Here is a 21,902-nt window from a genome sequence, read left to right as displayed (position 1 = left end):
AGGCATGAGCAAAGGCATCGTTCTTCTCGCCGCCGGTGGTACCGGCGGCCATCTTTTTCCCGCAGAAGCGCTGGCCCATGAACTGAAGGCCGGCGGCTGGTCGGTCCATCTCGTGACCGACAGCCGCGCCGAGCGCTTTGCCGGCAAATTCCCCGCCGACGAAATCCACATCGTGCCATCGGCGACGATCGGCTCGAAGAACCCGGTCAGCGTCGCCAAGTCGCTGTTCACGCTGTGGAAGGGCATGCGCGCCGCGCGCCGGCTTCTGGCGCGGCTGAAGCCGAAGGTCGTCGTCGGCTTCGGCGGTTACCCCACCGTGCCGCCGCTTCTGGCAGCGACCGGGATGGGCATCCCCTCGATGATCCACGAGCAGAATGCCGTGATGGGCCGCGCCAACAAGGCGCTCGCCAACCGCGTGCGCGCCATTGCAGGCGGCTTCCTGCCGGAGACGGGCGGCCCCTATGCGGCAAAGACCGTGACGACGGGCAATCCGGTACGCCCGGCCGTGCTGGAGGCTGCCGCGGTCCCCTATACGCCTTCGACCGACGGCGAATTCCGGCTCGTCGTGTTCGGCGGTAGCCAGGGCGCGCAGTTCTTCTCCAAGGCCATTCCCTCGGCCATCGCGGCGCTGGAGCCGCAGGACCGCGCGCGGCTGAAGATCACGCAGCAGGCGCGCACGGAGGACAAGGACGAGGTGGTGCGCAGCTATGCCGATCTCGGCATTCCCGCCGATGTCTCGCCCTTCTTCAACGACATGGCGGCGCGCATCGGCGCCGCCCATCTCGTCATCAGCCGGTCCGGCGCCTCCACGGTATCCGAGCTTTCGGTGGTCGGCCGTCCGTCCATCCTCGTGCCCTATCCCTATGCGCTCGATCACGACCAGGCCGCCAACGCCGCGGCCCTGGCGGGTGCCGGCGGGGCCAAGGTGATCCCGCAGGCGGAGCTTTCGACGGAGCGCCTGGCGCGGATCGTCTCGGGCGCCATGCATGATCCGGCCAAGATGGCCACCATGGCCGCGAGCGCCAGAAATGCAGGAAAACCGGACGCCACGCGCTTGCTCGCTTCCATGGTAGAGGCTATTGCGGGCGGCAAGACGATTGCACAATTCAAGGGAGAACGGCCATGAAGATGCCGCAGAGCATAGGGCTCGTTCATTTCATCGGCATTGGCGGCATCGGCATGAGCGGCATCGCCGAGGTGCTGCACAATCTCGGCCACAAGGTGCAGGGCTCCGACCAGGCAGACAGCGCAAACGTGCAGCGCCTGCGTGAGAAGGGCATCGAGGTCTTCGTCGGCCACAAGGCGGGAAATCTCGGTGAGGCGGAAGTGGTCGTCGTTTCCACCGCCATCAAGAAAAGCAATCCGGAATTGATCGCGGCGCGCGAAAAGCTGCTGCCCGTCGTGCGCCGGGCCGAAATGCTGGCCGAGCTGATGCGCTTCCGCAATGCCATCGCCATCGGCGGCACGCACGGCAAGACGACGACGACCTCGATGGTCGCAACGCTGCTGGAGGCCGGCGGCCTCGACCCGACCGTCATCAATGGCGGCATCATCAACGCCTATGGCACAAACGCCCGCATGGGCGAGGGCGAGTGGATGGTGGTGGAGGCCGACGAATCGGACGGCACCTTCCTGAAGCTTCCGGCCGATATCGCCATCGTCACCAATATCGACCCCGAGCATCTCGACCATTACGGCAATTTCGATGCGGTTCGCGCCGCGTTCCGCCAGTTCGTCGAAAACGTGCCGTTCTATGGTTTCGGCGTGATGTGCCTGGATCATCCCGAAGTGCAGGCCATGGTCAGCCGCATCGAGGACCGCAAGGTCATTACCTATGGCGAAAACCCGCAGGCGGATGTGCGTTTCGGCAATATCCGCATGGACGGTGCGACCTCGGTCTTCGACGTGGAGATCCGCCGCCGCCGCACCGGCCAGGTCATTTCGCTGAAGGACCTGCGTCTGCCGATGCCGGGCCGGCACAATGTTTCCAATGCGACGGCGGCGATTGCGGTCGCGCAGCGTCTCGGCATCTCGCCGGAGCTGATCGCCAAGGGGCTTGCCGGCTTCGGCGGCGTGAAGCGCCGCTTCACCTTCACGGGCAGCTGGAACGGCGTGAACGTCTATGACGACTACGGCCACCACCCCGTCGAGATCAAGGCCGTGCTGCGCGCCGCGCGCGAGGCCTGCGCGGGCCGAATCATCGCCGTGCACCAGCCGCACCGCTACAGCCGCGTCGCGAGCCTCTTCGAAGAGTTCGCCGGCTGCTTCAACGACGCCGACAGCGTGATGATCGCGCCGATCTATGCGGCGGGGGAAGACCCCATCGAGGGCGTGACGGCGGAAGAACTGGTTTCCCGCATCAAGTCGGGCGGGCATCGCGATGCGCGCGTGCTGGCTTCGCCGGATGCGCTGGCCGGTATCGTGGCCGGCATTGCAAAGCCCGGCGATTTCGTGGTTCTCTTGGGGGCTGGCAGCATCACGCATTGGGCGCAGGCGTTGCCGCGGGAATTGGCAGGCATTTCGGGTGAGGTGGCATGAAGCGGGTTGATGGTGCGAAACTTCTGGCGTCGTTGGGTGAAGGCATCAAGGAGGTGCGCGGACGCCTGACACCGGATGCACCGATGGAGCGTGTCACCTGGTTTCGCGCCGGCGGCCTTGCCGAGCTGATGTTCCATCCGCACGATGTCGAGGATCTCGTCGCCTTCCTCAGGCTGCTTCCCGAAGAGGTGCCGCTGACGGTGACGGGCGTCGGCTCCAACCTCCTGGTGCGCGACGGCGGCATTCCCGGCGTCGTGATCCGCCTTTCGGCCAAGGGCTTCGGCGATGTCGAGCTGGCCGGCGAAAACCGTATCAAGGCCGGTGCCATCTGCCCGGACAAGAACATCGCGGCCATGGCGCTCGACCACAACATCGCGGGTTTCGAATTCTACTATGGCATTCCAGGCTCCATCGGCGGCGCGCTGCGCATGAATGCGGGCGCCAATGGCGGGGAGACCAAGGATCTCGTCGTCGAGGTTCACGCCGTCGACCGCAAGGGCAACCAGCACGTGCTGTCCAACGCCGACATGGGCTACAGCTACCGCAAGTCGTCCGCATCTGGTGATCTCATCTTCACCCATGCCGTCTTCCAGGGGCAGGCGGGCGAAAAGGACGAGATCCGCGCGAAGATGGACGCCGTGCGCCAGCACCGCGAGACCGTCCAGCCGATTCGCGAGAAGACCGGCGGCTCCACCTTCAAGAACCCCGAAGGCCATTCGGCCTGGAAGCTGATCGACGAGGCGGGATGCCGTGGCCTGATGATCGGTGGCGCGCAGATGTCGCCGATGCACTGCAACTTCATGATCAATACCGGGCAGGCGACGGGCTACGAGCTGGAATATCTCGGCGAGACCGTGCGCAGCCGCGTGTTGGAGCATTCCGGCATCATGCTGCAATGGGAAATCAAGCGCCTCGGCAACTTCATGCCCGGTTACGAGGTGAAGGAATTCCTCGGCCGCGCCACGGCCTGAAACCCTCTTCCTGAACCGATTGCGCGCATATAGTGATCGCGTGCCTGGCATTTTACCCGTTCAGCTTGCGTTCATGCGCAATTTCCGAAATCTTTAGCCCTGCGTGGTGATCGCGCGGAGTGATTCCGGATTTTCGGAAATGGGACAGGGGGTCCTCATGTTCAAGAAGCTTTCAGCCGAGTTTCTCGGCACGTTCTGGCTCGTCTTCGGCGGTTGCGGCAGCGCGGTGCTGGCTGCCGCTTTCCCGGAGGTGGGCATCGGCCTGCTCGGCGTGGCCTTCGCCTTCGGCCTGACGGTGTTGACCATGGCCTACACCGTCGGGGGCATTTCCGGCGGGCATTTCAATCCGGCCGTCTCCGTGGGGCTCACGGTCGCCGGCAAGTTCCCGGTATCGAGCCTCGTGCCCTACATCGTGGCGCAGGTCGTGGGTGCGGTGGCGGCTGCGGCGGTGCTCTACCTCGTGGCGTCCGGCAAGGCCGGCTTCACGGCGGGTGGTTTTGCATCGAACGGTTACGGCGAGCTGTCGCCCGGCGGCTATTCGCTGACGGCGGCGCTGGTCATCGAGGTGGTGCTGACGGCGTTCTTCCTCCTCATCATCCTCGGTTCGACCCATGGCCGTGCCCCGGTAGGCTTTGCGCCGATTGCCATCGGCCTCGGCCTGACGCTGATCCATCTCGTGTCCATTCCGGTCACGAATACCTCGGTCAATCCGGCGCGCTCCACGGGTGTCGCGCTCTTTGCCGAGACGGCGGCGCTGTCGCAGCTCTGGCTGTTCTGGGTGGCGCCGATCCTCGGCGCGGTCATCGGTGCGGTGATCTGGAAGGTCGTCGGCGAGACCGATTGATCCGCAGACATAAGAAACCCGCCGCGTTCGACGCGGCGGGTTTTCGATTCAGGCCCTGCGAGAGGGTCGGGTCAGACTTCTTCCTTGCCCGAGAGCAGGATGCAGGCCAGCGTGATCGCGGCGGAAATGCCGAGATAGTAGCCGACATGGGTCATGCCGTAATTGGCCTGGAGCCAGGTGGCGATGTAGGGCGCGAGCGATGCGCCGAAGATGCCTGCGAAATTGAACGTGATCGACGAGCCCGTATAGCGCACCTTGGTGGGGAAGGGCGCGGCAAGCGCCGTGCCGATCAGGCCGTAGGTCATGCCCATCAGCGCCATCGCGAAGATCACGAAGATGAAGATGCCCTGTTCGCCGCTGGTCATCAGGCCCGGCAGGAAGAACGAGAAGACGCCGATCAGGATGGTCGTGAGGATGAGCACCTCGCGGCGGCCGAACCGTTCCGCCAGCTTGCCGGCGACCGGAATGAACAGGCCGAAGAGCACGGAGCCCAGGATCTGCACCTCAAGCGCCTCGAGGAACGGGATGTTCAGGACCTTGACGTTGTAGGACAGCAGGTAAGCCGAGCCGATATAGAACAGCACGAAGGTGGCCAGCGCCACGAAGGTGCCGAGCACGAGGCTGCGCTTGTGGTTGCGGAAGAGTTCCATGACGGGAACTTCGACGCGTTCCTGCTTGTCGATCGCCTTCTGGAAAGCAGGCGTTTCCGTGATCGACAGTCGAACCCAAAGGCCGACGACGATCAGCAGGATCGACGCGACGAACGGGATGCGCCAGCCCCAGGCGAGCAACGCTTCCTGCGACATGAAATGCAGCAGCAGCCAGAACACGCCCGACGACAGGAAGAGCCCGATGGGCGCGCCGAGCTGCGGGAACATGCCGTACCAGCTGCGCTTGCCCGGAGGGGCGTTTTCGGTCGCGAGCAGCACCGCGCCGCCCCATTCGCCGCCAAGCCCGAAGCCCTGGCCGAACCGGCACAATGCCAGCAACAGCGGGGCCAGCACGCCGATCGTCTCGTAGGTCGGCAGGAGGCCGATGATAACGGTCGATACGCCCATCGTCAGAAGGGCGGCGACGAGCGTGGTCTTGCGGCCGATGCGGTCGCCGTAGTGTCCGAAGACGATGGCGCCGAAGGGGCGGGCGAAGAAGGCGATCGAGAAGGTCGCAAAGGACGCCAGAAGGGCCGTCGTCGGATCGCTGTTCGGGAAGAACAGCGTCGGGAAGACCAGAACTGCGGCGGTGGCGTAAACGTAGAAATCGAAGAATTCGATGGTCGTTCCGACCAGGCTTGCAAATAGAACACGCGCTGGAGAATTGAGGCCGGCGCGGTTGGACTGCGTTGCGGTCGGCGACCCTGTGTGGAGTGTTTCACTCATTGGGGGTGCCTTTTTAATGTTTTTTCTTGCCGTCGTGGGAGGCAGCGGGGCGTTCCTACGCCACGTGGCCGGCCGATGAAACAATAAAAATGCGTCCGGCATCAAAGAATCATACTTTTCTTTCCTTCGCCGCGATGCCCGCATTTACCAAGGCGTTGGGCCCGATGACGTCATGCTCACACCCGAAGCCGCGGGCACTCTGTCGTGCGGTTTTTCTTGCATGGTGAGCAAGGCTCTGATTCTAGAGAGAGAATCGTAGCGTGGCTTGATTCGGGACAGGAAAATTTGATCCACGGTGCGTCCGGTTAACGAAAGTAAACGCTTCATTAACCTTAATGGCGCTCTAGTGGTCCTCACGCGACTCGCCGAAGCGGACCCTGACGAAATCAGGTCCACGCAAGCAGCGCGGAGCAGAATGCGGAATTCAGTTGGGGGTTCTATGAGCGTAAAGCATGTCGCGATGCTGATGGGTGGTTTTTCGTCGGAACGGCCGGTGAGCCTTTCGTCGGGCAACGCCTGCGCCGACGCGCTTGAGGCCGAAGGCTACAAGGTCACGCGCGTCGATGTCGGTCACGACGTCGCAACCGTTCTTGCCGAGCTGAAGCCGGATGTCGCCTTCAACGCGCTGCACGGGCCGTTCGGAGAGGACGGCACCATCCAGGGTCTGCTCGAGTTCCTGCAGATCCCCTATACCCATTCCGGCGTGCTTGCCTCCGCGCTCGCCATGGACAAGGCGCAAGCCAAGATCGTCGCCAAGGCCGCCGGCATTCCGGTCGCCGAGCAGCGGCTGATGAACCGTTTCGATTTCACCTCCGCGCATCCGCTGACGCCGCCCTATGTGGTGAAGCCCGTACGCGAGGGCTCGTCCTTCGGCGTCGTCATGGTCAAGGAAGACCAGTCGCACCCGCCGCAGATCATCACCTCGGAAGAATGGCGCTACGGCGATGCGGTCATGGTCGAGCGCTATGTCTACGGTCGTGAACTGACCTGTGGTGTCATGGGCGATGTCGCGCTCGGGGTCACGGAAGTGGTGCCGCAGGGCCACGCCTTCTACGACTATGATTCGAAATACGTGAAAGGTGGCTCGAAACACATCATTCCGGCGCAGATTTCACCGAATATTTACCAAAAAGTACAAACACTCGCACTCAAGGCGCATCAAGCGATCGGGTGCCGTGGCGTCAGCCGTTCCGACTTCCGCTACGACGACCGTTTTTCAGAGAATGGCGAGCTTATCTGGCTGGAGATCAACACCCAGCCCGGCATGACCCCCACCTCCCTGGTGCCTGAAATGGCCGTCCATGCCGGCCACTCTTTTGGTGAATTCTTGAGTTGGATGGTGGAGGACGCGTCGTGTTTGCGTTGAGCGCCAAGAAGAGCAGGGTGCGCCCCGTCGGTCTTCCGGAAACGGAAGGCGGTCGCGTGCTGCCACGCCCGCTGCGCCGTATCGTGCGTTTCCTCGTCAGCCTTGCGGCTGGCCGCATCCATATTCCCCGCCACACCGGCAGCATCGCCACCGCACTGTTTCTCGGCGCGACCGGCTTCTACGGCATGTCGCTCGGCGGTCACTCGCAGGATTTCGCCCAGGCCTCGACGACGGCGATCGGCTTTGCCATCGAGGACGTGAAGGTTTCCGGCAATCGCGAGACCTCGGAAATCGATATCCTCGAGCGCCTCGGGCTGGACGGCACGACCTCGCTCGTCGCGCTCGACGTCAAGGATGCGCGCAAGAAGCTCAGCGAACTGCCCTGGGTCGAGGATGTGTCGGTGCGCAAGGTGTATCCGGGCACGATCGAGATCACGCTGAAGGAGCGCGAGGCTTTCGGCATCTGGCAGCATGGCAGCGATCTGTCGCTGATCGAGAAGAACGGCAGCGTGATCGCGCCGCTTCGCGACAACAAGTTTTCCACGCTGCCGCTGTTCGTCGGCCGCGATGCCGAGACGGCCGCCGCCGGCTTTTCCGACGAGTTCGACAACTGGCCGGAGATCAAGTCGCGCGTGAAGGCCTACATCCGCGTCGCCGGCCGCCGCTGGGACCTGCGTCTCGACAACGGCATCGTCGTGAAGCTGCCGGAGCACAACGTGCCCCGCGCCATGGATACGCTCGCCACGCTGGAAGCGGAGGAAAGCATCCTGGAACGCGATATCGCGGCTGTCGATCTGAGGCTTGAGGACCGCACGACGGTGCGTCTGACGGAAGGGGCGCTCGAACGTCGTAACAAGATGGTCGAGCAGAGGACAAAGGACCTGAAGAAGGCAGCGAAGCGCACATGAGCATTTTCGGTTCGTCCCATTTCGGCCTGCCGCGCTTGAAGCCGCTTTCCTCGAAGCGGGCTCACGTCGTTTCGGTCCTCGATATCGGCTCCACCAAGGTGGTCTGCATGATCGGCCGGTTGACGCCGCGCGCCGAGAGCGAGATCCTGCCGGGCCGCACCCACAATGTCGAAATCATCGGCATCGGCCACCAGAAGTCGCGCGGCGTGAAGAACGGCGTGATCGGCGATCTGGATGCGGCTGAAAGCGTGGTCCGCCTTGCCGTCGACGCGGCCGAGCGCATGGCCGGCCTCACCATCGAGAGCCTGATCGTCAACGTGTCCGCCGGCCGCCTGCAGAGCGACGTCTACACCGCGACCATCGATCTCGGCGGCCAGGAAGTCGACGCCAACGACCTGCGCAAGGTGCTTGCCGTTGCCGGCCACCAGTCGCTGCGCCAGGACCGCGCCATCCTCCATTCGCTGCCGACCGGCTTCTCGCTGGACGGCGAGCGCGGCATCCGCGATCCGCTCTCCATGTTCGGCGACGTTCTGGGCGTCGACATGCATGTTCTGACGGCCGAGCGTTCGGCGCTGAAGAACCTCGAACTCTGCGTCAACCGCGCCCACCTTTCCGTCGAGGGCATGGTGGCGACGCCCTATGCGAGCGGCCTTTCGGCGCTTGTCGACGACGAAGTCGAACTCGGCTGCGCCTGCATCGACATGGGCGGCGGCACGACGACGATCTCGGTCTTTGCCGAAGGCAAGCTCGTCCATTCCGACGCGGTCTCGCTCGGCGGCCACCACGTCACCACCGATCTCGCACGGGGCCTTTCGACCCGTATCGAGGATGCGGAGCGCCTGAAGGTCGTGCATGGCTCGGCCTTGCCGAATGCCGGCGACGAGCGTGACATCATCACCGTTCCGCCGATCGGCGAGGACGACCGCGACCAGCCGACCCATGTGCCGAAGTCGTTGATTTCGCGGATCGTGCGCGCCCGGATCGAGGAGACGCTCGAACTCATCCGCGACCGCATCCAGCGCTCGGGCTTCTCGCCGATCGTCGGCAAGCGGATCGTGCTCACGGGCGGCGCAAGCCAGCTGACGGGCCTGCCCGAGGCAGCGCGCCGCATCCTGGCGCGCAACGTGCGCATCGGCCGCCCGCTCGGCGTCTCCGGCCTGCCGACGGCAGCCAAGGGACCGGCTTTTTCAACGGCGGTGGGTCTGATGATCTACCCGCAGGTCGCGGAACTGGAAGAACACGCTGTGCAGGGCGGCATGCTCTCGCAGCTGACGGGGGGTAATGGCCGCATCGCCCGCATGGGACAGTGGCTGAAGGAAAGTTTCTGACGGGTTTGCCGGAGGCGTAGCGAGTGCCGGGAAAGACCGACAACTGAGTTTTGGGAATAGACCGGCTGGGCGAAGCGGCCGGAAACGAAAGGAACACTGCAATGACTATCAAGCTCCAGAAGCCTGACATCACCGAGCTGAAGCCCCGCATCACCGTCTTCGGCGTCGGTGGCGGTGGCGGCAACGCCGTCAACAACATGATCACCGCGGGCCTGGAAGGCGTCGACTTCGTCGTTGCCAACACCGATGCCCAGGCGCTGACCATGACCAAGGCTTCGCGGATCATCCAGATGGGTGTCGCCGTCACGGAAGGCCTCGGCGCCGGCTCGCAGCCGGAAGTCGGCCGCGCAGCCGCCGAAGAGTGCATCGACGAGATCATCGATCACCTGAACGGCACCCACATGTGCTTCGTCACCGCCGGCATGGGCGGCGGCACGGGCACGGGTGCGGCGCCCGTCGTCGCACAGGCCGCCCGCAACAAGGGCATCCTGACCGTCGGCGTCGTCACGAAGCCGTTCCACTTCGAAGGCGGCCGCCGCATGCGTCTGGCCGAAGAAGGCATCCAGGAACTGCAGAAGTCGGTCGACACGCTGATCGTCATCCCGAACCAGAACCTGTTCCGCATCGCCAACGACAAGACGACCTTTGCCGACGCCTTCGCGATGGCCGACCAGGTTCTCTATTCCGGCGTTGCCTGCATCACCGACCTGATGGTCAAGGAAGGCCTCATCAACCTCGACTTCGCCGACGTCCGCTCGGTGATGCGCGAGATGGGCCGCGCCATGATGGGCACGGGCGAAGCCTCGGGCGAGGGCCGCGCAATGGCCGCCGCCGAAGCTGCGATCGCCAACCCGCTGCTCGACGAAACCTCGATGAAGGGCGCCCAGGGCCTGCTGATCTCCATCACCGGCGGCCGTGACCTGACCCTCTTCGAAGTCGACGAAGCGGCAACCCGTATCCGCGAGGAAGTCGATCCGGACGCAAACATCATACTCGGCGCTACCTTCGACGAAGAGCTCGAAGGCCTGATCCGCGTCTCCGTTGTTGCAACCGGTATCGATCGCGCGGCCTCGGAGGTGGCTGCACGGAATGCTGACTTTCGCAACCTCAGCAAGCCGGTAGTTCGCCCGTCCGCCGCCATCCAGCCGCAGCCCGTCGCCGCAGCACCCCAGCCGGTCAGCCAGCCGCAGCCCGTGCTGCAGCAGCAGCCGGTCGCCCAGCAGCCCGCCGTCGACCCGATCGCCGAAGCCATCCGCGCCTCGGAAGAAAGCCTCGATCGCGAGCTGTCCATTCCGATGACGCGTCCGGCCGCGGTCCAGCAGGCTGCCGTGCATCAGGAAGAGCCCCGCCTGCAGAACCGCATCTTCGCGGCTCCGGCGGAAGCCCCGGCCGTCCAGCGCGTTGCACCGGTGCAGCAGCAGGCGCCCGTCATGCAGCAGGCTCCGGTGATGCAGCAGCGCGTCGAGCATGCCGCCCCGATCATTCGTCAGGAGCCGCAGTCCATGCGCATGCCGAAGATCGAGGACTTCCCGCCAGTCGTGCAGGCCGAGATGGACCACCGCGCTGCCCAGCAGCCGGCCGCCCATCACGAAGAGCGCGGCCCGATGGGCCTGCTCAAGCGGCTGACCTCGTCGCTCGGCCGTCATGAGGAAGCCCACCCGGCCCAGGAGCCTGCTCCCGTCGCCCAGCAGCAGCAGCGCCGCCCGCTGTCGGCGGAGGCAAGCCTGTATGCGCCGCGTCGCGGCCAGCTCGATGACCACGGCCGCGCCAACCCGCAGCCGCGTGCCCTGCACGAGGACGACCAGCTGGAAATCCCGGCCTTCCTGCGCCGCCAGTCGAACTGAGGCGCAACGGCTTTGTAACAGATGCCCGGATCATCGATCCGGGCATTTTTGTTTCCTGATTTCTTTCAAGGACTTGCGATGCGGATTTTGCGTAACAAACCGAAAGAAACAGTGATTTGTATGATGACGACCGGCCGACTAAATTCAGGCTGGGCAAAGGGGCAGCAGGAATCACGCCACGGCATGGCCGCGCGCAACGAAACCTTCAAACGTTCCGGCAGGCTTGTCGGCGAACGCAAGGCGTTCAGCCGCGGTACTGTTCGGCCCGCGAATTGAAATGTCGGCGATGAATGCGCCGAGACTAAGACGAGGCGAATGCACATGACGATGCTCGGTTTCCAGACGACGATTGCGGCCCCGGTGACGATTTCCGGAACGGGCGTGCATTCCGGCGCGGCCGTGTCGATCACCCTGAACCCGTCGGAGGCCGACAGCGGCATCCTCTTCCAGCGCCTGCACGATGACGGCACCGTCAGCGAATACCGCGCCGTCTCCTCGCAGGTCGGCAACACGGATCTTTGCACCGTTCTCGGTTTTTCCGCCGCGACCTCCATCGCCACGGTCGAGCATGTCATGGCCGCGCTTTACGCGCTCGGTCTCGACAACCTGCTCGTCGAAGTGCACGGCTCGGAAATGCCGATCATGGACGGCAGCTCGGCCCCCTTCATCGATGCCATCGATCAGGTCGGCATCGTGCCGCTTTCGGTCAAGCGCCGCTATATCCGTGTCATCAAGCCGGTTCGCGTCGATGCCGGTGCGTCCTGGGCCGAGTTCTCGCCCTATGACGGCATGCGATTCGAAGTCGAGATCGATTTCGATTGCCCGCTGATCGGCCGTCAGGCCTGGAAGGGCGACATGACGCCCTCGACCTTCCGCAACGAGCTTTCCCGTGCCCGGACCTTCGGCTTCATGCGCGACGTCGAGCGTCTGTGGGCCTCCGGCCATGCGCTCGGCTCGTCGCTGGAAAACTCCGTCGTCATCTCCGACGACAACACCGTGATCAATGTCGAAGGCCTGCGCTACGCCAAGGACGAGTTCGTGCGTCACAAGACGCTGGACGCCGTTGGCGACCTGGCGCTGGCCGGCGCACCCTTCATCGGCCGCTACCGTTCCTATCGCGGCGGCCACAAGATGAACGCCTACGCGCTCAAGGCGCTGCTCAGCGATCCGACGGCCTACGAGGTGGTCGAAGATGCCGGGTCGCGTTCGCGTCCCGGTCAGCGTGAGCTGGTTGCGGTCAATGCGCCGGAATTTGCGCCCTGGGCTTTGTGAGGCCGGGGCGCAATTAAGCCTTTCTCCCGTCACGACTGCCATAAAAATGCGTTAATGCGCCGGCATGGCGTTGCGATCTTCACGCTTTTGGAGATACAACGCGGGGCGCATGTGCGGCCCGCCCGCATTTGGTGCCGTTGAACTGGGATTGTCTCATGGTTGTTGCAGGATCTGTTGGTGTGAAGAAGACGGCACGTATTGTCTATCTTACGCTTTTCGCTACGGCGGCGTCTGTCGTTCTTTCCGCCTGCCAGTCGGACCCGGACATCGACATCACCAAACTGACGGGCGAAACCGAATCGTCCCAGACGCTCTACAACCAGGGCCTGGCGAACATGAACGCCGGCAAGGTGGGCGAGGCTGCCCGCAAGTTCGAGGCCGTCGACCGCCAGAACCCGTTCTCCGACGAGGCCCGCAAGTCGCTCGTCATGCTGGCCTTCACGAATTACCGTCAGGGCCGCAATGAAGAAGCCATCAAGGCGGGCAAGCGGTATCTGAGCCTCTATCCGGGGTCCGAGGACGCCGCCTATGCGCAGTATATCGTCGGTCTCGCCTACTGGAAGCAGATCCCGAGCGTGACGCAGGACCAGCGCGCCTCGCAGCAGACGATCGAGGCCATGCAGGCCGTCGTCGACAACTATCCGAAGTCGGAATATGTCGAGGACGCCCAGGCGAAGATCCGTTTCGCCCGCGACCAGCTCGCCGGCAAGGAAATGCAGATCGGCCGCTACTATCTCGAGCGCAAGGAATATATCGCGGCGGCCAGCCGCTTCCGCGTCGTCGTCGAGAAGTACCCGATGACCAACCAGATCGAGGAAGCGCTCGCTCGTCTCGTCGAGACCTATTACGCGATGGGCGTCGACAGCGAGGCGCAGACGGCGGCCGCCGTTCTCGGCCACAACTATCCGGACAGCCAGTGGTATTCCGACAGCTACAAGCTCTTGCAGACCAAGGGCCTGGAGCCGCGCGAAAATTCCGGCTCGTGGATCGCGCGCGCGGGCAAGAAGCTGATCGGGGCTTGACGCCGGCCCGGTTGAGCGGAAAGTGTGCGACAGTTCTGCGTCCGGAATCGCGATAACAAAGAGATCTGACACGGTATGCTGGCGCAGCTATCGATCCGCGATATCGTCCTGATCGAACGGCTCGATCTTGCGTTCGAGCCGGGCCTGTCCGTGCTGACCGGCGAAACGGGTGCCGGTAAATCCATTCTCCTCGACAGTCTTTCGCTGGCGCTCGGCGGGCGCGGCGACGGTTCGCTGGTGCGCCACGGAACCGAGCGCGGCCAGGTCACGGCGGTTTTCGACGTGCCGCTTGATCATGCCGCGCGCGCGCTGCTGCGTGAAAACGGGATCGACGACGACGGCGACCTCATCTTTCGCCGCCAGCAATCGGCCGATGGGCGCACCAAGGCCTTCGTCAACGACCAGCCCGTCTCCGTGCAGCTCATGCGGCAGGCGGGGCAGCGCCTTGTCGAGATCCACGGCCAGCATGACGATCGCGCACTGGTCGATACGGATGCGCATCGCCTGCTGCTCGACGCCTTCGGCGGTCTCAACGATGCAGCTGCCGATGTCGGCAGGCTTTATCATCAATGGAAGGACGCCGAGCGCACCCTGCGCCGCCATCGCGATAAGGTGGAGGCCGCCGCCCGCGAGGCGGATTACCTGCGGTCCTCGGTCGAGGAACTCGAGGCGCTGTCGCCGCAGGATGGCGAGGAGGACGCGCTGGCCGAGGTGCGGTCCCGCATGATGAAGGCCGAGCGTATTGCCGGCGATATCAGCGAGGCGAGCGACTTCCTCAACGGCAATGCATCGCCCGTGCCGTTGATCGCCTCCATGGTGCGGCGGCTGGAGCGCAAGAGCCATGAGGCGCCCGGTCTGCTGGAGGAAACCGTCGAACTGCTCGACCAGGCGCTGAACCACCTGTCCGATGCGCAGATGGCCGTCGAGGCCGCGTTGCGCAAGACGGAATACGATCCGAAGGAACTGGAGCGGACGGAGGAGCGCCTTTTTGCGCTGCGCGCGGCCGCCCGCAAATATTCGGTGCCCGTTACGGGACTGCCGGCGCTGGCGGCGAAGATGATCGCGGATCTCGCCGATCTCGATGCCGGCGAGGAGAAGCTGGTGCAGCTCGAATCGCGGCTCACGGAGGCGCGGGCGGCGTTCGAGATCACCGCGCGTTCGCTTTCGGAAAAGCGCCATCGCGCCGCCGAGGCGCTTGCCGCGGCCGTGATGGCGGAGCTGCCGGCCCTGAAGCTCGAGCGGGCACGTTTCACCGTCGAAATCACCACCGACCCCGAAGGCGGCGCGGAGGAGGGGATCGATACGGTCGAATTCCACGTGCAGACCAATCCGGGCACGCGGCCAGGCCCGATCATGAAGGTGGCGTCGGGCGGCGAACTCTCGCGTTTCCTTTTGGCGCTCAAGGTGGCGCTGGCCGACCGCGGCTCTGCCCCGACCCTCGTCTTCGACGAAATCGACACCGGTGTGGGCGGAGCGGTGGCCGATGCCATCGGCCAGCGGCTGAAGCGGTTGTCCTCGACGGTTCAGGTCCTGTCCGTCACGCATGCCCCGCAGGTGGCAGCGCGCGCGGCAACGCACCTTCTCATCTCCAAGGGGCCGGTCGAAGGCAGCGAAACGGTCGCCACCCGCGTCGCCCGCATGGACGACGGCGCGCGGACCGAGGAGATCGCCCGCATGCTGGCTGGCGCATCCGTGACCGAAGAGGCGCGGGCCGCCGCGGCCCGTCTGCTTTCCGGTGGCGGCTGAGGGGCGATCCCACCCGCACTCCCACCTTTTCTTTCGCCAACTTTGCTCTAAAACCGGTGGCAGAATCCGGAGCATGTCATGGCCAACGCGAAAATCCCTGTCGAGACCCTGACCGAAGAAGAGGCCGCGGCCGAATTGGCCAATCTTGCGGCGGAGATCGCGCGCAACGACGAGCTGTATCACGGGCAGGATGCGCCGGCGATCTCGGACGCGGACTATGACGCGCTGAAGCGCCGCAACGAGGAGATCGAGGCGCGCTTTCCCGCCTTGGTGCGCGATGACAGCCCGTCGCGCCGCGTCGGTGCAGCGCCGCTTCCCACCTTCGCGCCGATCACCCATTCGCGTCCGATGCTGTCGCTCGACAACGCGTTCTCCGACGAGGACGTGCGGGATTTCGTCAACAGCGTCTATCGTTTCCTGGGGCGTCTGCCCGACGAGACGATCGCCTTCACCGCCGAACCGAAGATCGACGGCCTGTCGATGTCCATCCGCTACGAGAACGGTCGCCTGGCATCGGCGGCCACGCGTGGCGACGGAACGACGGGCGAGAACGTGACGGCCAACGTGCTGACCATCGGCGAGATACCGAACCGCCTGCCGGCCGGCGCGCCCGATGTCGTGGAGGTGCGCGGCGAGGTCTACATGGCCAAGAGCGACTTCCTGGCACTCAACGAGAAGATGGCGGCCGAGGGCAGGCAGACCTATGTCAATCCGCGCAACACCGCGGCGGGGTCGCTGCGCCAGCTCGATGCGAGCGTGACGGCAAGCCGAAAGCTGCGCTTCTTCGCCTATGCCTGGGGCGAGATGTCGTCGATGCCGGCCGATACACAGTTCGGCATGATCGGCGTGCTGAAATCATGGGGCTTCCCGGTCAATCCGATGACGCAGCGCCTGACCCGGGTGGAGGATATCATCGCGCATTACCGGGATATCGGCCTTGCCCGGCCGGATCTCGACTACGATATCGACGGCGTCGTCTACAAGGTGGACGAACTGGCGCTGCAGGAGCGGCTGGGCTTCCGGTCCCGCTCGCCGCGCTGGGCGACGGCACACAAGTTCCCGGCCGAGCAGGCCTTTACGATTGTCGAGAAGATCGACATCCAGGTCGGTCGCACGGGCGCGCTGACACCCGTCGCGCGCCTGACGCCGGTCACGGTCGGCGGCGTGGTCGTCACCAATGCGACCCTGCACAATGCGGATTATATCGAGGGCATCGGCAACAGCGGCGAACGCATCCGCCCCGAGGGGCACGATATCCGCATCGGCGATACCGTCATCGTGCAGCGTGCCGGCGACGTGATCCCGCAGGTGCTCGACGTGGTGATGGAGAAGCGTCCATCGGATGCGGCGTCCTATGTCTTTCCCAAGACGTGTCCGGTCTGTGGCAGCCATGCCGTGCGCGAACGCCACGAGAAGACCGGTCGGCTCGATTCGGTGACGCGTTGCACGGGTGGCTTCGTCTGCCGCGCGCAGGCCGTGGAGCACCTCAAGCATTTCGTGTCGCGCAATGCCTTCGATATCGAAGGGCTGGGCGCCAAGCAGATCGACTTCTTCTTCGAGGCGGAGGACGAGGCTCTGCGCATCCGCACGGCGCCCGATATCTTCACCCTCCGGCAGCGGCAGGAGGCGTCGCCTCTCGCCAAGCTGGAGAATATCGACGGCTTCGGCAAGGTCAGCGTGCGCAAGCTTTTCGATGCGATCGATGCCCGCCGGTCGATCGCGCTCAACCGCTTCATCTATGCGCTCGGCATCCGCCATGTGGGGGAAACCAACGCCAAGCTGCTGGCGCGCGCCTATGGCACCTACGATGCCTTCGCGACGGCGATGAAGGAGGCCGAAAGCCTGTCCGGCGATGCGTGGAACGACCTCAACAATATCGAGGGCATCGGCGAGGTCGTCGCGCGCGCCATCGTCGAGTTCTACAAGGAGCCGCGCAATCTCGATGTGCTCGACCGGCTGCTGAAGGAAGTCACGCCCGAGGCGGCGGAAGCCGTGGTCGTCTCGTCCAGTCCGGTGGCGGGCAAGACCGTCGTCTTTACCGGTTCGCTGGAAAAGATGACGCGGGACGAAGCCAAGGCCATGGCGGAGCGTCTGGGCGCGAAGGTCGCCGGTTCCGTTTCCAAGAAGACCGATCTCGTCGTGGCCGGGCCGGGAGCGGGCTCCAAGCTCGACAAGGCGCGCGAATTCGACATCGAGGTGATCGACGAGGACGGTTGGTTCGAACGCATCAAGTCGTGACCGTCAGGGCACGGTGACGATCGAACCGCGGACCAGGAAACGGTCGCCGAACGTCATCGGCACGCCTTCGCCCTCGTTATAGTCGACGGTGCCGCCGAGATAGGCGTGCATGTGCAGATGCGGCTCCGACGAATTGCCGGAATTGCCGACCTGGCCGACCGTCTGGCCGGCGGTTACCTGTTCTCCCGCGCTGACGGCGATCGACCGGGGTTCCAGATGGGCCAGAAGGACGCGCACCGAGCCGCAGGCGAGGATGACATGGTTGCCGGCCGGCTCCTTAGCGTTCGTTTCCCCGATCGCATTGTCCGCGACGCCGTCATGCGTGGAAATGGCGATGCCGCTGCACGGGCTTTTCACCGTCCTGCCGAAAATCACGTAATCGGCAAGCGCGCGCGGCATGAGGCCATCGGCACGCGCGCCGAGCCTGTTCAGCGCGACGATGTCGAGCGCGAAGCGCTGGCTCTTGTCGTTATGATGGTTGTTGATCGACGTCGTGCTGCCGCCCTGGCCGATATAGTATTCGCCGCGATCGAAGGGAAACGCGAGGTCGACGGCGGTTTCGTGGTAGCCGTAGCCGGACAGGCCGCGCATCGCGAGCGCCAGGAAGAAGACGCTCATGGCGGCGGTGAAACCGTGTACGCGCACGGGGGAGGCGGCGGTGTTCCACGGACGGTTGCGAACGCGCATGAACGACAGGAAGGCCGCAAGGGCGAAGACGGCCGGCAGGATGACCGTGAGCGTAACGCTGAGAAAATCCCAGCGCCCCAGAACCGTGATGAAGACAAGGTAGCATGCGCCGTAGAACACGCGCATGAACCACGCCAGCTGGTCGGGTGGGCGTGGCCACCAGAGCCAGATCAGGAAGAAGGCCGGAAGGAAGACCTGCGTCGTCAAGAGGATGGCTAGCGAAAGCTGCATGAGTCAGACCTTGGCGATTGGCCAGGTCTCGCTGATGTCGGACCCCGGCAATTGTCTGGTTCAATACGCGCCAAAGGGATTGGTTCCGCTTTTCGCGAATCTATTCCAAGGCTTGCCGTCGTTTTTTAAGGGCTGGTATAACCCGCCGGTTGAATCGACATTTCGCCCGCGGCCGGATCGTTGCGGAAGAAGATGGCCCCCTCGGTCTTCGACTGCGCCGCGACATAGTCGAAAACGACGGGATTCTCCTCGATCACGCGCCCGTCCTGGATGATCCGGCCGATCACGGTGACGGCCGCGGCTGTCGTCGTGCCGGTATTGGCGATGTCGAAGGCCACGCGGTAGCCGCTGGCGGCCCGTTCCGTCGACACGACGTGGATGGAAAGATCGGGGGGCGTTGTCGGGCGCATGATCGCCTCCCAACCCAGCCAGCCGAGCATGCCGGCCACGAGGAGCGCGGAGACGACACCGGTCAGCCACTCGATCCAGTGCGGATCCTGTCGTTCGCGCTGACGGCGGTTTTCCTGTTTCGTCATGGCATTCTCACAGAATCAACCGTGCGCCGGCAGCGCCGAGCGCGGATGGAAAGCCGAGCACGATCACGGATACCATGATCTCGATTGCCGAACTGTCGCCGAGGCGCTCGAATATCCAGAGCGCCAGCACGCTGACCGCCAATGCGACGACATAGCCGGGCAGGGTGAAGCGCACGAAGGCGTGCCACCATGGCGTTTCAGGCGAAAGCTCGTGCCCGCCGATGAAGGATACGGCATAGACCAGGCCGTGCATCAGCGCGATGGAGAGGAGCGAGACGACGAGAGCGTGCCAGATGGTCATCTTGTAGGCCAGCACCATCATCTCGTCGGTCGGCGCGATGTTGAGCGACAGGAAGAGCGCGCCCACGCCCATGAGGAAGAGCTCGCTGTGATAGGGCGTTGCCTTTTCCTCGGTGTCGTCGTCCTCGTTGCCGAGCTGGCTACGTCCGAGCATGGCGCCGATGCTGGCGGGGACCGATTGCAAGGCAATCTTGCCGATGAGTTCGCTTGCCGACATGTCCCCGCGCAGAAGGCCGAGCGCGGCGAGCACGATGATGCTGGTCAGGATGCCGATACCGTAGGCGACGACCGCGTCGCGCGCGGCATCGCGCCAGCTCACGGTTTTCTCAAAGCCGATGCGGTGCGCCAGAACGACGAGAAGCGGAATGTTGAGGATGAAGAGCAGCAGCAGCCGCTCGCGTGCCATGTAGAAGCCGAGATACCACATTTCCATGGTCATCAGCATGGGCAGTGCGAAGAACAGTGCGCTTGCGACCCCACGGCCGAGGCCCGTTATGAAACGGCTGAATTCGCTTTGATCGTCTTCGGCGGATGCCGTCCGGTCTGTCATCGCGCTTCCCCCACAGAAGTGCGACGGTAACGTGGTGCGGACCCGAATGTTCCGCACCACGAAGGTTCTAGCTGCGATCCGTCTTCTTGAACTTCGGCTTCTTGGGGCCGCCTTCGGGCTTGGCGAATTTCTCGTCGCGCTTGCCCTTGAAGGGCTTCGGTCCGCCGAAAGGCTTGCCTGGTTTCTTGGCGGCGTTGTCGTCGCGGTCCTTCCAGTGGGGCTTCGCGCTCGCACCTTCGGCCTTGGAATCGGGCTTCTTGTCGAAGTCCTTTTTCTTGCCGAAACCCGGCTTTTTCTCGAATTCGCCGCGCGGTTTCCAGTCGGCGCGGCGCTCGCCGCGGAACGGCTTGTCGTAGCGTTGCGTCTTTTCGCCCGGCGTGCGCTCGTAGTATTGCGGCGTGAGGTCGGGCATGCCGTCAAGAACGGTCACGCGGACACCGCGTTCCAGCATCTTGTCGGGGCCGAGCGCGCCGAGGAACGCGTCGGAGGCATCGGCGGAAAGCTCGATGTACGTCTCCTCCGGCTGCATCTTGATGGCGCCGATCTCGTTTTTGGTGAGGGCGCCGTTGCGGCACAGCATCGGGATGAGCCAGCGCGGCTCGGCGCGCTGCTTGCGGCCGACGGAAACGGAGATCCACGTGCTGCGGGCAAAACTGTCGCGCGGGCGTTTGGTCTCGGCCGGGATCGCATCGTTGCTGCGCTCGCGCGGCTTGCGCTGCTCCAGCGAGACTTCGACCAGATCCTCCGGCGCAGAGCGGCCGGCCTTGAAGTAGCGCGCGACGGCGGCGGCGAGCTGACGGGCATCGAACTTGCCAACGAGCGCATCGATGGTCTCGATCTCGTCGTCACCGATCGTATCGGTCAGCGTCGTGTCGGCAAGCAGGCGCTCGTCGTCGCGCCGCAGGATTTCCTCGGCAGAGGGCGGGGTCGCCCAGTCGGCCTTGAGGTTGGCAGCCTGCAACAGGCGCTCGGCCTTGCGGCGGGCGCTGAGCGGCACGATGAGCGCGCTCACGCCCTTGCGCCCTGCGCGTCCGGTACGGCCGGACCGGTGGAGCAACGTTTCCGGGTTGGTCGGCAGATCGGCATGCACGACCAGTTCGAGGTTCGGCAGGTCGATGCCGCGGGCGGCGACGTCGGTCGCGATGCAGACGCGGGCGCGTCCGTCGCGCATGGCCTGCAGCGCGTGCGTGCGCTCGTTCTGGCTGAGTTCGCCCGAGAGCGCGACGACCGAGAAGCCGCGATTGTTGAAGCGGGCCGTCAGGTGGTTCACGGCCGCGCGCGTCGAGCAGAACACGATGGCGTTCTGGGCATCGTAGAAGCGCAGCGTGTTGATGATGGCGTTCTCGCGGTCGGCGGGCACGCAGAGCAGGGCGCGGTATTCGATATCGACATGCTGCTCGCGTTCGGCGGCCGTCGAGATGCGCATGGCATCGCGCTGGTAGTTCTTCGCGAGCGCTGCGATCTCCTTCGAGACCGTCGCGGAGAACATCAGCGTGCGGCGTTCTTCCGGTGCAGCTTCGAGAATGAATTCGAGGTCTTCGCGGAAGCCGAGGTCGAGCATCTCGTCGGCTTCGTCGAGCACGACGGCGCGGATGGCGGAGAGATCGAGGTTGCCGCGCGTGATGTGGTCGCGCAGGCGGCCGGGCGTGCCGACGATGATATGGGCGCCGCGCTCCAGCGCGCGCCGCTCGTTGCGCACGTCCATGCCGCCGACGCAGGAGGCGATGACCGCGCCGGTCAGTTCGTAGAGCCATTCCAGCTCGCGCTTGACCTGCATGGCAAGCTCGCGCGTCGGCGCGATGACAAGCGCCAGCGGGCTTGCCGCGCGGGCGAAGCGCTCTTCGCCTTCAAGCAGCGTGGGCGCGATCGCAAGGCCGAAGGCAACGGTCTTGCCGGAGCCGGTCTGGGCGGACACCAGCGCATCGGCATCGCCGATCTTGGGATCGGAGACGGCGATCTGCACCGGCGTCAAAGTGGTATAGCCGCGTTTTTCCAACGCCTTTGCCATCGCCGGAGCGAGGCTGTCGAAACTCGTCATGTGGGGTCTTCCGGAATTCGGGTTTAGCGGCGATCTTGCGCCGCACTCTCAAGCCCGCGGGTGACGAGCATGTTGACGCGCTCTCTACTGGTCAAAGGGCGAAATGT

At 64.5% G+C, this 21,902-nt stretch carries 18 protein-coding genes; 13 read left to right on the top strand and 5 right to left on the bottom strand.

The window, feature by feature from the left end; translation table 11 throughout:
- The first annotated feature begins 4 nt into the window (after positions 1 to 4).
- From murG to aqpZ, 4 genes are all read left to right on the top strand, one after another.
- Positions 5 to 1,126, top strand: coding sequence for an undecaprenyldiphospho-muramoylpentapeptide beta-N-acetylglucosaminyltransferase (gene murG, locus GR158_RS01445; RefSeq protein ID WP_134649573.1), 1,122 nt, complete (start codon positions 5 to 7; stop codon positions 1,124 to 1,126).
- Positions 1,123 to 2,538, top strand: coding sequence for a UDP-N-acetylmuramate--L-alanine ligase (murC, locus tag GR158_RS01440; RefSeq protein WP_160869493.1), 1,416 nt, complete (start codon positions 1,123 to 1,125; stop codon positions 2,536 to 2,538). The genes murG and murC overlap by 4 nt, the downstream gene beginning before the upstream one ends.
- Positions 2,535 to 3,509, top strand: coding sequence for a UDP-N-acetylmuramate dehydrogenase (murB, locus tag GR158_RS01435; protein WP_160869491.1), 975 nt, complete (start codon positions 2,535 to 2,537; stop codon positions 3,507 to 3,509). The genes murC and murB overlap by 4 nt, the downstream gene beginning before the upstream one ends.
- A 157-nt stretch (positions 3,510 to 3,666) precedes the next feature.
- A complete protein-coding gene (gene aqpZ / locus GR158_RS01430) occupies positions 3,667 to 4,353 on the top strand; it encodes an aquaporin Z (protein ID WP_134649570.1) in 687 nt (228 codons plus the stop codon).
- 71 nt (positions 4,354 to 4,424) lie between these two features.
- Here the strand turns inward: aqpZ and GR158_RS01425 are convergent, their stop codons facing one another.
- On the bottom strand, positions 4,425 to 5,729 hold the full coding sequence (locus GR158_RS01425; protein ID WP_134649569.1) for an MFS transporter: 1,305 nt from the start codon (positions 5,727 to 5,729) through the stop codon (positions 4,425 to 4,427).
- 439 nt (positions 5,730 to 6,168) lie between these two features.
- Here GR158_RS01425 and GR158_RS01420 point away from each other — a divergent pair, with 439 nt between their 5' ends.
- The 9 genes from GR158_RS01420 (at position 6,169) to ligA (ending at position 17,453) form a co-directional block, all read left to right on the top strand.
- Positions 6,169 to 7,095 carry a D-alanine--D-alanine ligase gene (locus tag GR158_RS01420; protein WP_134649568.1) on the top strand — a complete coding sequence of 309 codons (927 nt, stop codon included), beginning with the start codon at positions 6,169 to 6,171 and terminating at the stop codon, positions 7,093 to 7,095.
- On the top strand, positions 7,083 to 8,003 hold the full coding sequence (locus GR158_RS01415; RefSeq protein WP_160869489.1) for a cell division protein FtsQ/DivIB: 921 nt from the start codon (positions 7,083 to 7,085) through the stop codon (positions 8,001 to 8,003). The genes GR158_RS01420 and GR158_RS01415 overlap by 13 nt, the downstream gene beginning before the upstream one ends.
- A complete protein-coding gene (gene ftsA, locus GR158_RS01410) occupies positions 8,000 to 9,331 on the top strand; it encodes a cell division protein FtsA (protein ID WP_160869487.1) in 1,332 nt (443 codons plus the stop codon). Before GR158_RS01415 ends, ftsA begins: the two co-directional genes overlap by 4 nt.
- Before the next feature lie 101 nt (positions 9,332 to 9,432).
- Positions 9,433 to 11,175: a cell division protein FtsZ gene (ftsZ, locus tag GR158_RS01405; protein WP_160869485.1), complete on the top strand. Its 1,743-nt coding sequence runs from the start codon at positions 9,433 to 9,435 to the stop codon at positions 11,173 to 11,175.
- Positions 11,176 to 11,196: 21 nt separating this feature from the next.
- Entirely contained in the window at positions 11,197 to 11,451 is a 255-nt protein-coding gene (locus tag GR158_RS01400; protein WP_160869483.1) for a hypothetical protein, read from the top strand.
- Positions 11,452 to 11,490: 39 nt separating this feature from the next.
- On the top strand, positions 11,491 to 12,447 hold the full coding sequence (gene lpxC, locus GR158_RS01395; RefSeq protein ID WP_134649563.1) for a UDP-3-O-acyl-N-acetylglucosamine deacetylase: 957 nt from the start codon (positions 11,491 to 11,493) through the stop codon (positions 12,445 to 12,447).
- 155 nt (positions 12,448 to 12,602) lie between these two features.
- A complete protein-coding gene (locus tag GR158_RS01390; protein WP_160869481.1) occupies positions 12,603 to 13,469 on the top strand; it encodes an outer membrane protein assembly factor BamD in 867 nt (288 codons plus the stop codon).
- Between the two features lie 75 nt (positions 13,470 to 13,544).
- Complete coding sequence (gene recN / locus GR158_RS01385; RefSeq protein WP_134649561.1) at positions 13,545 to 15,215, top strand: DNA repair protein RecN; 1,671 nt, start codon at positions 13,545 to 13,547, stop codon at positions 15,213 to 15,215.
- Between the two features lie 78 nt (positions 15,216 to 15,293).
- Entirely contained in the window at positions 15,294 to 17,453 is a 2,160-nt protein-coding gene (gene ligA / locus GR158_RS01380; RefSeq protein WP_160869479.1) for an NAD-dependent DNA ligase LigA, read from the top strand.
- Between the two features lie 3 nt (positions 17,454 to 17,456).
- Here ligA and GR158_RS01375 read toward each other — a convergent pair whose 3' ends face one another.
- The 4 genes from GR158_RS01375 to GR158_RS01360 form a co-directional block, all read right to left on the bottom strand.
- Entirely contained in the window at positions 17,457 to 18,371 is a 915-nt protein-coding gene (locus GR158_RS01375) for a M23 family metallopeptidase (RefSeq protein ID WP_160869477.1), read from the bottom strand.
- 125 nt (positions 18,372 to 18,496) lie between these two features.
- Positions 18,497 to 18,907 carry a TIGR02588 family protein gene (locus GR158_RS01370; RefSeq protein ID WP_160869475.1) on the bottom strand — a complete coding sequence of 137 codons (411 nt, stop codon included), beginning with the start codon at positions 18,905 to 18,907 and terminating at the stop codon, positions 18,497 to 18,499.
- A gap of 7 nt (positions 18,908 to 18,914) precedes the next feature.
- Positions 18,915 to 19,757: a TIGR02587 family membrane protein gene (locus tag GR158_RS01365; RefSeq protein ID WP_160869473.1), complete on the bottom strand. Its 843-nt coding sequence runs from the start codon at positions 19,755 to 19,757 to the stop codon at positions 18,915 to 18,917.
- A 67-nt stretch (positions 19,758 to 19,824) separates the two neighbouring features.
- Positions 19,825 to 21,795 (bottom strand): DEAD/DEAH box helicase, encoded by a 1,971-nt coding sequence (locus GR158_RS01360; protein WP_160869471.1) that lies wholly within the window; start codon positions 21,793 to 21,795, stop codon positions 19,825 to 19,827.
- Between the last annotated feature and the right edge of the window lie 107 nt (positions 21,796 to 21,902).

The organism is Shinella sp. AETb1-6, from assembly GCF_009826875.1.
GTDB classification, from domain to species: domain Bacteria; phylum Pseudomonadota; class Alphaproteobacteria; order Rhizobiales; family Rhizobiaceae; genus Shinella; species Shinella sumterensis.
This window is presented reverse-complemented; position numbering and strand designations above follow the sequence as displayed.

Bases quoted from the DNA above. Each gene is read 5' to 3' on its own strand.
- murG (WP_134649573.1), top strand. From the start codon at position 5: ATGAGCAAAGGCATCGTTCTTCTCGCCGCCGGTGGTACCGGCGGCCAT.
- murC (WP_160869493.1), top strand. From the start codon at position 1,123: ATGAAGATGCCGCAGAGCATAGGGCTCGTTCATTTCATCGGCATTGGC.
- murB (WP_160869491.1), top strand. From the start codon at position 2,535: ATGAAGCGGGTTGATGGTGCGAAACTTCTGGCGTCGTTGGGTGAAGGC.
- aqpZ (WP_134649570.1), top strand. From the start codon at position 3,667: ATGTTCAAGAAGCTTTCAGCCGAGTTTCTCGGCACGTTCTGGCTCGTC.
- GR158_RS01425 (WP_134649569.1), bottom strand. From the start codon at position 5,729: ATGAGTGAAACACTCCACACAGGGTCGCCGACCGCAACGCAGTCCAAC.
- GR158_RS01420 (WP_134649568.1), top strand. From the start codon at position 6,169: ATGAGCGTAAAGCATGTCGCGATGCTGATGGGTGGTTTTTCGTCGGAA.
- ftsA (WP_160869487.1), top strand. From the start codon at position 8,000: ATGAGCATTTTCGGTTCGTCCCATTTCGGCCTGCCGCGCTTGAAGCCG.
- ftsZ (WP_160869485.1), top strand. From the start codon at position 9,433: ATGACTATCAAGCTCCAGAAGCCTGACATCACCGAGCTGAAGCCCCGC.
- GR158_RS01400 (WP_160869483.1), top strand. From the start codon at position 11,197: ATGCCCGGATCATCGATCCGGGCATTTTTGTTTCCTGATTTCTTTCAA.
- lpxC (WP_134649563.1), top strand. From the start codon at position 11,491: ATGCACATGACGATGCTCGGTTTCCAGACGACGATTGCGGCCCCGGTG.
- GR158_RS01390 (WP_160869481.1), top strand. From the start codon at position 12,603: ATGGTTGTTGCAGGATCTGTTGGTGTGAAGAAGACGGCACGTATTGTC.
- recN (WP_134649561.1), top strand. From the start codon at position 13,545: ATGCTGGCGCAGCTATCGATCCGCGATATCGTCCTGATCGAACGGCTC.
- ligA (WP_160869479.1), top strand. From the start codon at position 15,294: ATGGCCAACGCGAAAATCCCTGTCGAGACCCTGACCGAAGAAGAGGCC.
- GR158_RS01375 (WP_160869477.1), bottom strand. From the start codon at position 18,371: ATGCAGCTTTCGCTAGCCATCCTCTTGACGACGCAGGTCTTCCTTCCG.
- GR158_RS01370 (WP_160869475.1), bottom strand. From the start codon at position 18,907: ATGACGAAACAGGAAAACCGCCGTCAGCGCGAACGACAGGATCCGCAC.
- GR158_RS01365 (WP_160869473.1), bottom strand. From the start codon at position 19,757: ATGACAGACCGGACGGCATCCGCCGAAGACGATCAAAGCGAATTCAGC.
- GR158_RS01360 (WP_160869471.1), bottom strand. From the start codon at position 21,795: ATGACGAGTTTCGACAGCCTCGCTCCGGCGATGGCAAAGGCGTTGGAA.